Source organism: Blautia sp. An81 (assembly GCF_002161285.1).
Lineage (GTDB): Bacteria > Bacillota > Clostridia > Lachnospirales > Lachnospiraceae > Blautia > Blautia ornithocaccae.
On the sequence record NZ_NFHH01000016.1, the window covers coordinates 77272 to 89507 of the forward strand.

General features: G+C 49.6%; 15 protein-coding genes and 2 pseudogenes. 1 reads left to right on the forward strand and 16 read right to left on the reverse strand.

Annotation, left to right across the window (positions count from 1 at the left end; translation table 11 throughout):
- Window positions 1-2: 2 nt before the first annotated feature.
- The 10 genes and pseudogenes from B5G33_RS13895 to B5G33_RS13935 all read right to left on the reverse strand — a co-directional run bounded on the left by B5G33_RS13895 (window position 3) and on the right by B5G33_RS13935 (window position 7299).
- The gene (locus B5G33_RS13895; protein ID WP_087241462.1) at window positions 3-752 is read right to left on the reverse strand and encodes a class I SAM-dependent methyltransferase; all 750 of its coding nucleotides are present in this window, start codon (window positions 750-752) and stop codon (window positions 3-5) included.
- Window positions 753-803: 51 nt separating this feature from the next.
- The gene (locus B5G33_RS13900) at window positions 804-1031 is read right to left on the reverse strand and encodes a helix-turn-helix domain-containing protein (RefSeq protein WP_087241460.1); all 228 of its coding nucleotides are present in this window, start codon (window positions 1029-1031) and stop codon (window positions 804-806) included.
- A 178-nt stretch (window positions 1032-1209) separates the two neighbouring features.
- Window positions 1210-1272 (reverse strand): annotated as a pseudogene (locus tag B5G33_RS22760) (Maff2 family mobile element protein); the annotation flags it as partial.
- Window positions 1273-1292: 20 nt separating this feature from the next.
- Window positions 1293-2912 carry a recombinase family protein gene (locus B5G33_RS13905; RefSeq protein WP_087418073.1) on the reverse strand — a complete coding sequence of 540 codons (1620 nt, stop codon included), beginning with the start codon at window positions 2910-2912 and terminating at the stop codon, window positions 1293-1295.
- 111 nt (window positions 2913-3023) lie between these two features.
- Window positions 3024-3212, reverse strand: a complete 189-nt coding sequence (locus tag B5G33_RS13910; RefSeq protein ID WP_033509555.1) for a transposon-encoded TnpW family protein — start codon at window positions 3210-3212, stop codon at window positions 3024-3026.
- Window positions 3213-3226: 14 nt separating this feature from the next.
- On the reverse strand, window positions 3227-4069 hold the full coding sequence (locus B5G33_RS13915; RefSeq protein ID WP_087418074.1) for an ATP-binding protein: 843 nt from the start codon (window positions 4067-4069) through the stop codon (window positions 3227-3229).
- Complete coding sequence (locus B5G33_RS13920) at window positions 4066-4824, reverse strand: phage replisome organizer N-terminal domain-containing protein (protein ID WP_087418075.1); 759 nt, start codon at window positions 4822-4824, stop codon at window positions 4066-4068. Before B5G33_RS13920 ends, B5G33_RS13915 begins: the two co-directional genes overlap by 4 nt.
- 112 nt (window positions 4825-4936) lie before the next feature.
- Complete coding sequence (locus B5G33_RS13925) at window positions 4937-5323, reverse strand: cysteine-rich VLP domain-containing protein (protein WP_087418076.1); 387 nt, start codon at window positions 5321-5323, stop codon at window positions 4937-4939.
- Window positions 5313-6929, reverse strand: coding sequence for a relaxase/mobilization nuclease domain-containing protein (locus tag B5G33_RS13930; RefSeq protein WP_087418077.1), 1617 nt, complete (start codon window positions 6927-6929; stop codon window positions 5313-5315). The genes B5G33_RS13925 and B5G33_RS13930 overlap by 11 nt, the downstream gene beginning before the upstream one ends.
- Window positions 6901-7299 carry a plasmid mobilization protein gene (locus B5G33_RS13935; RefSeq protein ID WP_087418078.1) on the reverse strand — a complete coding sequence of 133 codons (399 nt, stop codon included), beginning with the start codon at window positions 7297-7299 and terminating at the stop codon, window positions 6901-6903. Before B5G33_RS13935 ends, B5G33_RS13930 begins: the two co-directional genes overlap by 29 nt.
- 286 nt (window positions 7300-7585) lie before the next feature.
- Between B5G33_RS13935 and B5G33_RS22005 the strand changes: the two genes are divergently transcribed.
- Window positions 7586-7984 (forward strand): hypothetical protein, encoded by a 399-nt coding sequence (locus B5G33_RS22005; protein ID WP_242974707.1) that lies wholly within the window; start codon window positions 7586-7588, stop codon window positions 7982-7984.
- A 43-nt stretch (window positions 7985-8027) separates the two neighbouring features.
- Here B5G33_RS22005 and B5G33_RS13945 read toward each other — a convergent pair whose 3' ends face one another.
- The 6 genes and pseudogenes from B5G33_RS13945 to B5G33_RS13970 form a co-directional block, all read right to left on the reverse strand.
- Window positions 8028-8507, reverse strand: coding sequence for an MGMT family protein (locus B5G33_RS13945; RefSeq protein ID WP_087418079.1), 480 nt, complete (start codon window positions 8505-8507; stop codon window positions 8028-8030).
- A 103-nt stretch (window positions 8508-8610) separates the two neighbouring features.
- Window positions 8611-8808, reverse strand: a complete 198-nt coding sequence (locus B5G33_RS13950; protein WP_079699044.1) for a helix-turn-helix domain-containing protein — start codon at window positions 8806-8808, stop codon at window positions 8611-8613.
- On the reverse strand, window positions 8805-9227 hold the full coding sequence (locus tag B5G33_RS13955; RefSeq protein ID WP_087418080.1) for a sigma-70 family RNA polymerase sigma factor: 423 nt from the start codon (window positions 9225-9227) through the stop codon (window positions 8805-8807). The genes B5G33_RS13950 and B5G33_RS13955 overlap by 4 nt, the downstream gene beginning before the upstream one ends.
- Before the next feature lie 176 nt (window positions 9228-9403).
- The gene (locus B5G33_RS13960; protein WP_087418081.1) at window positions 9404-10186 is read right to left on the reverse strand and encodes a helix-turn-helix domain-containing protein; all 783 of its coding nucleotides are present in this window, start codon (window positions 10184-10186) and stop codon (window positions 9404-9406) included.
- A 246-nt stretch (window positions 10187-10432) separates the two neighbouring features.
- Window positions 10433-10573, reverse strand: coding sequence for a Maff2 family mobile element protein (locus B5G33_RS13965; protein WP_079697803.1), 141 nt, complete (start codon window positions 10571-10573; stop codon window positions 10433-10435).
- Between the two features lie 63 nt (window positions 10574-10636).
- Window positions 10637-12133: pseudogene (locus B5G33_RS13970) on the reverse strand (VirD4-like conjugal transfer protein, CD1115 family); the annotation flags it as partial.
- Window positions 12134-12236: the final 103 nt, after the last annotated feature.

The window sequence follows — 12236 nt, forward strand, 5'->3', positions numbered from 1 at the left end:
TTTTACGATTGTTTTTTACATCTAAAAAATATAAAATCTGGTCGGTGAAGTGTTCCACCAAACTGGGCTGGATACTGCTTTCTCATTTCATCGGATACATGAGATTCCTCGCATTCTTCAATCAAAAATCCAGCATTTACTATAGTATTAACAATACTGGAAAATGTTCGATGATAAACTTCATAGTCCTCGACAACCCATTTGACTGTCCTTTTTCCCTCAACCATATAGTTGCTGATATTCGCATAAAGTCTTTCGCCCGATTCTGTCCGGGTATATCTATCATATTGACCATCCCATGCGGTTGCCATTGGATGAGACATACTAAATACAAAATGGGCACCATATTTTAATAGACCATATATATTTTTCATTAGTTTGTCTAAATCTTCGGCATAATCAAATGCTAAGGAACTTGTAATCAAATCGAACTGCTCATCAATTTGACATATATCTTCCAATGCCATTTGTCGGTAAGTAATATTTTTTGCATGGAAATGTTCCTTTGCATACTCAAGCATTTTCTCAGAAATATCAATACCCAATACAGATTCAGCCCCCATATCAGAATACTGCTTTGCGTGTTGTCCCATGCCACAACCTATGTCCAGTACCCTTTTTCCATCTACTTCTGGAATCATCGCAAGTAGAATCGGGGTTTCTATGCAATCATTGAAATTAATCTTGTTGTTGCGAAGATTCTTGAAATTTTCAAAAAAGCTATCATTATCATAAATATTTTGTTTTGCCATGTATTCTTCTCCCCTTGGTGCATTTTTGTAAATACTCCACGTTCAAATTTATCACTCTGCTTTATCAACAGAATGGTCTTCCTTCTCCAATTCTATTACATCCAAAATGCCACAATTCAGGGCTTCGCAAATACGAACCAGCGTTTCCATGCTGATATTTTTGCCCTTACCCATGTTGGCAATCATATTTGTGGTAAGACCGGCGGCAATCCGCAAGTCCTCTTTCCTCATATTGCGCTCAACCAGCGTGTGCCAGAGGGGTTTATAGCTTATGTGCATTTATCCTCCTGCCTTTCTCCCGGTTCCGGGGTTCCTGTTCCCATTATATCAAAGTTCTTGCTATTCCACAAATATTTCTTGATACAACCGCCGGTTCCGTCTGGATTGTGCTTTTCCTTTCTTCTCTTGATTACATCTAGTTAGCCATGAGCTGCTTCATGCCCTGGCTCTTTACTTATGTGTGATAAAGAAGTAATAGAAGTGTAAAAAATTTTGCCGTTCCTATCCGGCACTTGGCCATTGTGTCGGATAGGTCGGGCGTTAGGCTTCGGGCAAGTCAATCTTGCCGACAAAGCTGTAATAAATCTCAATGTCCTGCCTGCGGGTGCCGTTCTCGTCATAGCTGCACTCATGCACGACGATTTTCTCAATCATTTCCCGCAAGAGGGTGGGGGTCAATTCCTCAAAGGCAAGGTGCTTTCGGACGATACCCATAAACTTTTCCGCGTTGACGGTAGCGGCCTGCGACTTGTCCAGTTCGGCTTGCAAAGCGGCAGCGTGGTCTTTCAGTTCCCGCTGCTCCTGCTCATAGTCTGCCGACAGTTCCATGAAACGCTCGTCGCTGATTTTGCCGTTCACATTGTCCTCATACAGCCGCTTGATAATGCGGCTCACTTCGGAAATGCGCTCCTGCGCCTGTTCAAGCTGCTTGGTGGCTGCGGCGGTCTTTCTCTTGCCGCCGATCTCATTCTGCTGGATAAGCAGCTTCACAAAGCGGCTTTCATGCTTGGCGGCATACTCGGTCACTTGCCGGAGATTGGAAAGGACACCGGCAGTCAACAGGTCGGTACGGATAAAGTGCGCCGTACAGTCACGGGTACGCTTTTTGTAGCTGCCGCAGATGTAACAGTCCTGCTTGCGGTTTTTGTTCTGATACCGCTGCTGGTACATCACATGGCCGCAGTCGGCGCAGAACAGCATACCGGAGAACAGCCCCACTTCGTCATAGCGGTTCGGGCGCTTGCGCTGCTTGCGTAACTCCTGCACGCGCTCCCATGTTTCCGTGTCGATAATCGGCTCATGGTGGTTCGGGAAAATGGCCTGCTTCTCGATGGGGTTCTCTACGCTGTGCTTGGTCTTGTAAGAGGGCTTCTCCGTCTTGAAGTTCACCAGACAGCCGGTGTACTCCCGGTTTTCCAGCAGGTGGACAACGGTGTTTGTCGCCCATTTGCACTCATAGCCGGGGTGGTAGCGGCGGGTGCTGCCCGTCCTGCGGTATTCCAGCGTCCCCGGCGTGGGGATTTGCTGCTCCGTAAGCATACGGGCAATCTTGGTCGGGCCATTCCCGGCAAGGCAAAGCTGGTATATCTGCTTGACTACCGGCGCAGTTTCCTCGTCAACGATATAGTTCTCGTCCTCGTCCATGAGGTAGCCATACACCGGCTTGCTGGTAACGGGCTTGCCGCTCATGCCTTTTGCTCGTTTTACTGCCTTGATTTTCTTGCTCGTGTCTCTCACCAGCCATTCGTTGAACAGATTTCGCAGAGGGGTAAAATCGTTGTCCATGCCGCCGTTTGCGCTGTCCACATTGTCGTTGACAGCGATAAAACGCACGCCCTTTTGGGGGAACAGCATTTCCGTGTAAAATCCCACCTGCAAGTAGTTTCGCCCTAACCGGCTCATGTCCTTGACAATGACCGTACCCACTTTCCCGGCTTCAATGTCTGCAAGCATGGCTTGAAAACCGGGCCTTTGAAAGTTCGCGCCGGAATAGCCGTCGTCGGTGTACCAGCGCAGGTTGGTAAAGCCATTTTGTTTTGCAAAGGTTTCGAGTATCCGTTTTTGGTTCGATATGGAATTACTCTCGCCTTGCAATTCGTCCTCATGGGACAATCTCGGATAAAGGGCGGTAATGAGGTTTTGGGTGGCTTGTCTTAACATAAAATCCTCCGTTTCCGACAGCCAGCCCCACTATTCCGTGGTTTCATTGTACCACGGAACAGGGCTGGTTGTATAGCGGCAAAAGTGTCAAATCTGCTTCTTTACAGCTTGTCAAATCGCCGGTTTTTGTGTAGCAGCGGCTTCCGCTTCCAGTACCCGCGCCATTTTGTCGGCGGCGGTGGTCGTGGTGTCTTTCTTGAAATAGCCGGACACGACAAGGACGGAATTGCCCATGCGGATTTCCGTCACGCAGTCGGGGCGGCGGGTGGTGCGGGTGTCGTGCTGCTTGTTATCTGCCATAGGCAATACTCCTTTCAGTCGGTAATCAGCTTCTTCATGCTCTCCATTTTCCGCTGTGCGGTTTCCTGCCGGAAGTTGTCGCCGGTAAAGCGTACCGGGACGCACATGGAAAGCAGGCGGTCATAAATCCGGGAATGGGCGGTGTCCTCCGGGTTGTGCAGGTCGTCCAGCGTGAGGTTGGTCGTGACGATCAGCGGCTTGCCGCTGCGGTAACGGCTGTCAATCACATTGAAAACCTGTTCCAATCCGTACTCGGTGCCGCGCTCCATGCCGAAGTCGTCAAGGATAAGCAGCGGATAGCGGCAAAGGCGGGAAATGTATTCGTTCCTGCCCTCGAAGCTGGCGGCAAGGTCGTTGAGGATAAGGGCAAAGTTTGTCATGAGGACGGGGATTTCTTTCTCCATGAGGGCGTTTGCGATACAGCCCGCAAGGTAGCTTTTCCCGGTTCCCACGCCGCCCCAGAACAGGCAGCCGATATTGTCGGCTCGCATATCCTCCCAATGCTCCACATACCGGCGGGCAATCCCGGTCTGTGGGTTCCTGCCGTTGTCGTTCTCAAAAGTCCAGTCCCGCATGGTGGGGTCGGTAAAGCCCCGGCGTTTCAGTTCCTCCACGGTGTCAAGGTGCCTGCGCCGCTTCTCGGCGGCCTCCCGTTCCTCGCGGGCGGCTCTCTGGCAGTCGCACTCTGCCGGGTGTCGGTCACGGCCAAAGATAGCGGCCTTATCCGGCGCAAAATAGGCTTCTTTCGGCTTGCGGCACTTACCGCAGTACAGTAAACCGTCCTCGCCGGTGTAGTCCTCCGGCTCCGGGGTGGTGGCGGTCATATTCTCCAAAACAGCGTTGATTTCGTTCTTCATAAACTCTCACCCTCCTTGCATGAGTAGTCTGGTATGCCCTTTTTCGGGGCTTTCTTGGCTGCGTCCTCCTGCGCCCATTTGTAGATTGTGGCGGCATGGCTGCGGTATCGCTTGCCGCTGGACGCGATATGGCAGGATAGCCGGTCAATGTAGTAGTTCCATTTGTCAGGCAGGTCTGCTTTCAGCCCGTCCAGTTCTGATTGCGAAAGAAAGACATTTTCATACCGGCCATAGGCGGCGCGGGCGGGCTGTCCCGTATCTAACTCTCGCTCTCTCTCTTTTTCTATCTCTATCTCTATCTCTATCTCTATCTCTGGTGGACAAATGTCCGCTTGATATGGTGGACATTTGTCCGCCCCGGCCTTTGGCAAGGCTTTCTGCTCCTGTAAAGCCAGCCTTGCCCGCCGTTTCCGCTCCCCCTCGGTAGAGGATTGGCCGATAAGCAGTTCAATGTTGCTCATATACAGCGCGCCGTTCTGTAACGGCTCCACAAGCCCCAGCTTCATAAAAATCTGCAAAGCCCGCTCTACGGTGCCGACTTGCTGGCGGGTAATGGTGGCAATCATCTGCGCGGTGTAGGGGATATTTTCATCAAGCTGTAACTTCCCGCCGTTTTTCAGCGATTTCAGGTACAGTTTCAAGAGAATGTTGGAATAGAGGATACCGTCCTGCATACTTTCCAGCAGCACGATAGCGTCCTCGTCAAAGTAATTCTCTTTCAGCTTGAGGTAGTAGTATTTTCGGTTGTCTGACATGGTTCCTCCTTTGGGTGGATTTGGGGCGTTTGTACGCATTTAGAACGCTGTTTCCGGGGGAAAAGGATAAATGTATCAAGCACCCTTTGACACCCACGAAAAAAGCCTTGATTTATGCGGGTTTGAAAGGCTCTAAAGCGTGACATCTCTGCCTTTGTTTCCGCTTTCTCTCGGCGGCTTTGATTTTCTTCATGCGTCCGGCGCAGCCGGGGCAGTATTTTCCCCGGTTTGACTTGGGGACAAAGGCCGCGCCGCAGACGACGCACCGTTTCCGGCTCCCCCGGTACAAGAGGGCGGCGGCCAGTTCCCCGTCAAGAGGCAGGACAGCCACACGGAACCAGCGGCACATGAGGGAAAGGGAAATGCTCTGGACGCACACGCAAGGCTCCCCGTCGTCTAACAGCAGGCAGTTCCCCCCGTCGTAGTTACAGCACTCATGTACCAGCCGCCGCGCCCGCCGGTGCTGGCGGTAGTCCATGCGGGGCAGCTTATCGCTCATGGCTCTGCTCCTTTCTGCGCTGTGGCTCGCTCCGGCGCAAAATCTGGTCGATATTCCGCTTGACGGTCTGCAACTCCTTGAACCGCTGTTTCTGTTCGTGGTAGGTGTTATACAGGCCGGATTTCTTGGAAACAAGCTGCTCGATCTCGTCCTGCAACGCTTTCCGGGCGGGCAGCTTGGTAATGCCATGCTCCCGGAAATACCGGGCGGCTGCGTCGGCTATGATAAAGTCGCTCTCATGCGCCTGCCGGTATGCGGCGCGGGCTTTCTCGGATTTCTGCGCTTTCAGCCCGTCGCGGGCGGGTTTGGTCTTGGCGTAGGCCAGCACCTGCCGCTGCAACTCCTTTTTCCCTTGCAGCTTCGTTTCCAGCGTTTTCAGTTCTCCGCTGGTCTGGCGCATTTCCTGATAGGCGGTATCAACGGCGGCTTCCAACTGCTCCGGGGAAGTGAAGCCGTATTCCTGATACACATTCAGCGTCGCGGCCATTTGTTTGAGGTTGTGCATGGTCGCCCAACGCTCATAGCCCCGGACTTTGCCCTCGGCTTTCTTCTGCTCAATGTCCACAAGCCGCTGCACATTCGGAGCGGTTTGAGGGGCTTTTGTGGGCTGTATGCCGGTTTTCCCATGCCGCTGGTATTCGGGTATGGCTGCGGCCTTTTCTGCGGCTCTGGCGGCGTTCTGCTCCAAAACGGCAAGGACAGCGGCGCGGTTAAAATCGTCGCCCAGCTTGCGGGCGGTAATGGGCTTTGTCCTGTCCGGCGTGAGGTAGGAAAGCCGCCCCCGGCTCTCTTTGACGGCCACGCCCTCCTGCAGCAGCAGAGAGGAAAAGTCCTCGAATGAGGTCGCCGCAGACAGCGCGGCGCGTATGGTCTGCCGCAACTTCTCCTTGTTCGTTTCAAACTTGGTCTGCCGGGGTGTGATACCCTCCGCAATCATGGGGGCGTTCTGCTTGTCCAGCGCAGCCTGTCCCTTTTTCTGCGCCCAATACTCCCGGTCGGTCACGCGGTTCTTGCTGCCGTTCAAGAGGTCGATTTGGTAAAGCCCCTCCCGGTGGCACATCTCCATGACTTCGGACTTGAAGTAGCGTAAGGCCGCGTCGGTACAGCGGTGCTTGCAGCCGGCCTTTATGTCGGCTGGCCTGTCCATGTAGGGCAGGAACGGCACTTCCTCTATCCGCAGGCTGTTAATGACGATATGCACATGGATATTGCCGCTGTGGTTATGCCCGTCCGGGTGGGTGCATACAAGGGCTTGGTGGCCGGGGAAATGCTCGGCGCAAAACTTCTCGCCCAACTCCTGCGCCCGGTCTACGGTCAAACCGTTGTCCGGGCCGTCCCGTGGGTCAAAGCTAATGATATAGTGGTGGCTTTTCACATCTTCCCGCCGCTGGTTCTTCCCATAGCGGAGATTTGCCCGCATACAGGCAACGGCAAAATCCTCGCCGCCGCAGTTCAGCGTGGACAGCCGGTAGTCCTCGCGGGGGATAAGCCTGCCGGTTTCATCAAGGACGGGCTTCATGGTAAACTCGTCATGCTCAAAAAGCAGGTATTGTTCGGCGGCTCCGTAGTCGGCATTTTTAGAGTTGATATGCTTGAGTGTTGCCAACCGCGTCACCTACTTTCTGTAAGACTTCATACTTGAGGGCGGCAAGGTCGGCTATGGCGGCGCGTACCTCGCCGGACAGTGCATTGTAGGGTGCGCCGTACTCGTTCAGATACCGGGCTATCTGGTTGAGGTTGCCGCCAATCCTGCCGTACTCGGCGGCCAGCTTCCCGACAGCGGAGAGCAGTTCGTCATTGACCGCCGACACATGGATAATGGGGCGTATGGTCGTGCGCCGTATCGCCTGCCGGAGAAATTCGGACTGGCTGATACCATAGGGCGCAAGCCGCGCTGTGAAGTCGGCGTATTCATCTTCGGACAGCCGGGTTTTCACAACGCGGCTGCGGTGGGGTGTGTTGTATTGCTTCGGCATGGGCTGTAAACCTCCTTTCACTTATCACAAAAAATTCTCTTATCTGTTAGCCATTTCCGGGGCGAAAGTGAGAAAAAACTTTTCGCCGGTCGGAAATATTTTTGCGGCGTAAGCCGCCATAGCAGGGTTTGGGGAAGGCACTCCCCAACAAGTTTCCCGCGAGGGGCAAAACCGCAGAATTGCGGATTTTGGCACCGTGGTAGAAACTTGCTCTTAGTAAGCCGCAAACTGCCCCTGTCTGGTTTTTCCGTATATAGAACGGACAGAACAGGACTTGCGGCCCGCTGTGGGCGGTCTTTTTTCCTTTCCGCTAAAGATACATTTCAAAGGCCGCCAGCTACCCGCTGGACGGGGATTTTTCAAAATTTCTTTTGCCTTAGTAATCCGGGCAACAGGATTTTGGCAACCGGCGGGCAGAGAATTTTTCCTTTCACTCCCTACAACACCGGCATATCCCAGTTGGACGGGAAAACTGGAATTTTTCGCTTTGTTCTCTACTACGGACAAAAATCAAAAATGCCAAACGCCGGGGCAAAAAAATTTCCCTTTCACTTACTACTACAATCCGAACAGGGCAAAATGGCCGGGAACGGAGCCGGGCAACAAAAAAAGCAGCAAATCTTTTTCAGACTTACTGCTTTCGCTGGCCGCCGGTGACGGCTGGTATTCAGTTTTGAATATTTAGGGCTGGCCGGTTTAATAATAATTCATTTAGTAAATACAAACTTCTATCTCAAATCAAAAAGAACACTTTCGTAGTCCTTTACGAAATACTTTATGTTTGTACGGCCTTTCTGAATAATTGTATGGCCTTCTGCTTCCAGCTTTTCCTTCTGTGCTTCTACACCACCGGGATATTTTGCGTTCAATTCCCCGTTTGCCTTTAAGGTTCGCCAATACGGGGTTTTATCTTCGGAACGCTGATAACTCGCCCATGCTGCAATAGATACAAAAATTCCGGCTGTGATAGGCTCTGTGAAATCCGCCCCATTCAGTTCAGCAAAATATTCACGGATTTTTCCGACAGTGATTACTTTGCCATAAGGAATTAGTTTCATCACCTTGTCATAGTCGATTGGTGGGGCAAAGTACATTCTGCTTCCACCATATTTTTCAATGCTTTTCTGGTCGGTAATGGTCTGAAATTTAGGCATATCCTTGCTATCGTGTAGCATAGCATTAAAATCCTTTTTATCTTCGTTCGCCATCTCTCAACACCTCCTGCCTTAATTATAGTGGAGCAAACCATTCCATGCAATGAGACGGTTTGAAAAGCAGCTTGAATTTTTCTTGCTTGATATGGGATATAGCTCAACGGTCGAAACGAAACTTGAACAGCGCGGCAATTAGCTTCTGCTTCACATATTCCTCAACCTCCGCATTGACTTTCCCGTGTACTTTGGAACAGTATCGGATATATCCGGCGTAGTGGGAAAGAACAGTGTCGATTGCGTCCGGGTCGCCCTCATGCGCCTTGACGATTGTTTCATAGGGGAGAAGTTTACTCATAGTCTTTTCCCTCCCTCCATAAGCCGCCGGAGCCGCTTCAAGGCAAGCTGAATATGCCGCCCCGCTGTGCTGCGTGTCCGTCCGATATGTACGCCGATCACGCGCTGCGGCTGGCGCAGGAAATAATAACGGAAAATTTCTTCCTGTGCCTGCTCCGGCAAAAGGGCAAGGGCGGCGGCAAGTTCCGCATGGTACAGAACGGCGGTCTGGCCGCAGGCGGTAAAAAGATATTCTTCAAGCTGCTCCTGCTCGGCAAACTGGACAAACTTCTCATTCATCAGATAGTCAAGGGAAACTTCCCGTTCCCACCTCCGGCGCAGCTTCAAAATCTTATCTATGGCGGCGTGACGAATGACAACCTTGCAAAAGGCGTTAAAGGTGTACTGGATATGCACTTTGTAGGCTTCATCTTCGGTCATGGAAATTCCCCCTCTCTGATAATAGTGCGGGGCGGCAGCACTCCTTGCTGTCGCCCCTTGATTGCCTACCAGCAAGGACAGTCGGGGCTGTCAACGGCGGGCGCAGTTCAGTCCGTTCATCTTACCGTTGACTGGCTCGGCTGGCTTTGCTATTTAATTGAAATCAAAATCAGTAATTACAACTTATCAATTTTATCTTTTATTTTTCGTTTTATCTTAAATAGTAAGCGTGCAGAATACTGTTCATTTTTAATTAACAGTTCATAAGCGTCGATTACTCCGGCACAATAGCAAAATCCCATAAGTCCTATCGCAAATCCGAAAAATACAAATGAGTGATATTCAGACCAAGCGAATTGCCCCTTTATTGTTAAAGAAACAGCTATAATTCCAACTATAAACAAAATAATGCTCGGAATGTAAATTACCGCATAAATTTTCTTTTTTGCGCGATATTCATTAGATAATTCTTTCAAATACCCATAATCGAATATCAACGGTTCTTCTTTCAAGACTTTATATTGTTCTTGTTCTGAAAATGCACCTAAAACAAAAGAAACGATACCTATAATAACAAAAATTGCCACTCCAAGAAAACGCCATGTTGAATTAGATATAAACATAATAAAAGGTATTCCTGCGAATGCCCAAGACATAAATCCCACACCAATATATCTGCTTACTTTTTTCTGATTTGCAATATATCCTGTTGCCATTTCCTTGCTTACATAATATCCTCGCTCATCTGCATTGCTGGAAGATTTTTCATCTTTCAAAAGATAATCTGTAGATATTTCAAAAATATTAGATAGTTGCAACAATTTCTCTGTTTCAGGAAATCCTTGATTGTTTTCCCACTTGCTAATTGCTTGTCTGGTTGTTCCCACTTGTTCAGCAAGTGCTTCCTGTGAGAGTCCTTTTTCCTTTCTTAACTTAAATAGCTTTTCTCCAAAAGTCATATGTTCTGCCTCCTTAATTTTGTGGTTTAATCTTATCAAATCGTATTGTAACTTTCTATCTTTTTTGAAATGCACATTGTCAACTTTGGGTTGCATACATGTTATTTACAGCTAAATCCCAATTTTTGCTATGGTTGGCCACTTCATTAAGACTTATTATATCATTCGGATATGAAATTTTCTATTGGTGTTCCCTCTGCCATACGGAATAGCAAGGATTGCTGTCTGTCAAACTTATGTGTTACTTTATGGCACATGAGCATTTGCGCCCGGATTGTCGTTGCCGTAACCCTCCATGAGGTTAATGGCACCCCAAATGCCAAGACCTGCGCCAAGCGCGATAACCAAAGTCTGCAATACACCAACTGCGCTGTTGAAAAACTCCATATAAACCTCGCTTTCTGCCGCTGTGCGGCTCAAAAAAAGTTGTTGAAAATGAAAATGCCGCCGTTATTCCTCGGCGGCTGCGTCCTCGTCGGACAAATCTATTTCGTATATGTCAAAGGCTTCATCGGGCTTTACGATTGCCGGACGGGTAGACATATACCGTTCCACGTCAAAAGCGTTTCTTTTGTCGAAGTCGGAAAGGTATTTGTAGTTCGGGTGTTTCGTGATGTCGTATTTGTCGCTTAAAAAGGGACGCACACCGCGTAGCTGCAAAATACATTTCCCACCGTCCATAACTGCTATTTCGTCCTGTGTCATCAGCTCCTTTCCTAATTTTTGATAAGTAAGTCCATGAGAAACCTGCGTGCCGCGATTTTCGGAAGTATTGAAACTGTCGATTGTTTCCCGTCCCAAGTTATCCGAAATATCCTTTGCATTTTTCCCACGTCCTCCCAAAAACAAGGTGCTGTCGGCATTATCAAGTATGATTTCTGCCGCGTCCTTGTAAATGGCTTTTAGTTGGCTCTGCGATTGCAGAATGATAGAAGCGGACATTTCCCTGCTGCGAATGGTCGCAATTAACTTATCAAAGCGGGGTATCTGCCCGATGTTGGCAAATTCATCAAGCAAAAACCGGACATGAATAGGCAATTTGCCGTTGTATTCGTCGTCCGCTTTATCACAAAGCAAATTGAAAAGCTGCGATTGCAGAATAGCGATAACAAAATTAAAGGTGTCGTCGGTATCGCTCATTATGAGGAAAAGCGCGGTTTTCCTGTCGCCCAATGTATCAAGTTCCAATTCATCATAGGACATGAGTTCCCGGAGTTCCTCTATATCAAAAGGGGCAAGACGCGCACCGCAAGAAATAAGGATTGACTTTGCCGTTTTGCCCGCCGCCAATTTGTATTTTTTATATTGCTTCACCGCGAAATGGTCGGGGCTGCGTTCTTCTAAATCGGCAAAGAGCAGATCAACGGGGCTTTGGTATTCCTCGTCGTCCTCGCGTGCTTCGCTTGCATTGATAAGTTCAAGCAGCGTTGTAAAGTTCATTTCCTCGGCGGGGGCTTCATACCAAATGTAGCCGATCAACGCGCAATATAATAATCTCTCGGCTTTCACCCAAAAATCTTCCGCGCTTTTTTCTCCCTCGCCTTTGGTATTGACAATAAGGGTATTGACAACCTTTAACACGTCCTTTTCGCTGCGGATATACACAAAGGGGTTATATCGCATGGATTTCTTGAAGTTTATCGTATTCAGCACTTTTATCTTGTAGCCGCCGCGCTGCAAGAGCTTTCCGCACTCGATTAAGACGGTGCCTTTTGGGTCGGTCAAGACGTAGGAAGAATGAAGCTGCATTAAATTAGGCTTTACGAAAAACCTTGTCTTGCCGCTGCCGCTGCCGCCGATCACCACGACGTTTTTATTTCTCGCATATTTCGGCTGCTTCGGGCGGCTGTTCATGGTAAGGCGTTCGGTCTGCGTCAAAATGATGTTGTTCTGAAAATCCGGGTCGATGTAGGGCTTTATATCTTCGGCGTTGCCCCATGAAGCGTTTTGTCAAGTGCTTTTTTGAGTTATTGACGCAAATTCTTGTGAAAGTGCGAAAGTGCAAAGTGCAAAGGGTCTGCGTTTTGCACTTTCAGCTTGCGGGTTCGGG

Excerpts from the sequence above, each read along its gene's own strand:
- B5G33_RS13895 (WP_087241462.1), bottom strand. The coding sequence starts at position 752 with ATGGCAAAACAAAATATTTATGATAATGATAGCTTTTTTGAAAATTTC.
- B5G33_RS13900 (WP_087241460.1), bottom strand. The coding sequence starts at position 1,031 with ATGCACATAAGCTATAAACCCCTCTGGCACACGCTGGTTGAGCGCAAT.
- B5G33_RS13905 (WP_087418073.1), bottom strand. The coding sequence starts at position 2,912 with ATGTTAAGACAAGCCACCCAAAACCTCATTACCGCCCTTTATCCGAGA.
- B5G33_RS13910 (WP_033509555.1), bottom strand. The coding sequence starts at position 3,212 with ATGGCAGATAACAAGCAGCACGACACCCGCACCACCCGCCGCCCCGAC.
- B5G33_RS13915 (WP_087418074.1), bottom strand. The coding sequence starts at position 4,069 with ATGAAGAACGAAATCAACGCTGTTTTGGAGAATATGACCGCCACCACC.
- B5G33_RS13920 (WP_087418075.1), bottom strand. The coding sequence starts at position 4,824 with ATGTCAGACAACCGAAAATACTACTACCTCAAGCTGAAAGAGAATTAC.
- B5G33_RS13925 (WP_087418076.1), bottom strand. The coding sequence starts at position 5,323 with ATGAGCGATAAGCTGCCCCGCATGGACTACCGCCAGCACCGGCGGGCG.
- B5G33_RS13935 (WP_087418078.1), bottom strand. The coding sequence starts at position 7,299 with ATGCCGAAGCAATACAACACACCCCACCGCAGCCGCGTTGTGAAAACC.
- B5G33_RS13945 (WP_087418079.1), bottom strand. The coding sequence starts at position 8,507 with ATGGCGAACGAAGATAAAAAGGATTTTAATGCTATGCTACACGATAGC.
- B5G33_RS13950 (WP_079699044.1), bottom strand. The coding sequence starts at position 8,808 with ATGAGTAAACTTCTCCCCTATGAAACAATCGTCAAGGCGCATGAGGGC.
- B5G33_RS13955 (WP_087418080.1), bottom strand. The coding sequence starts at position 9,227 with ATGACCGAAGATGAAGCCTACAAAGTGCATATCCAGTACACCTTTAAC.
- B5G33_RS13960 (WP_087418081.1), bottom strand. The coding sequence starts at position 10,186 with ATGACTTTTGGAGAAAAGCTATTTAAGTTAAGAAAGGAAAAAGGACTC.
- B5G33_RS13965 (WP_079697803.1), bottom strand. The coding sequence starts at position 10,573 with ATGGAGTTTTTCAACAGCGCAGTTGGTGTATTGCAGACTTTGGTTATC.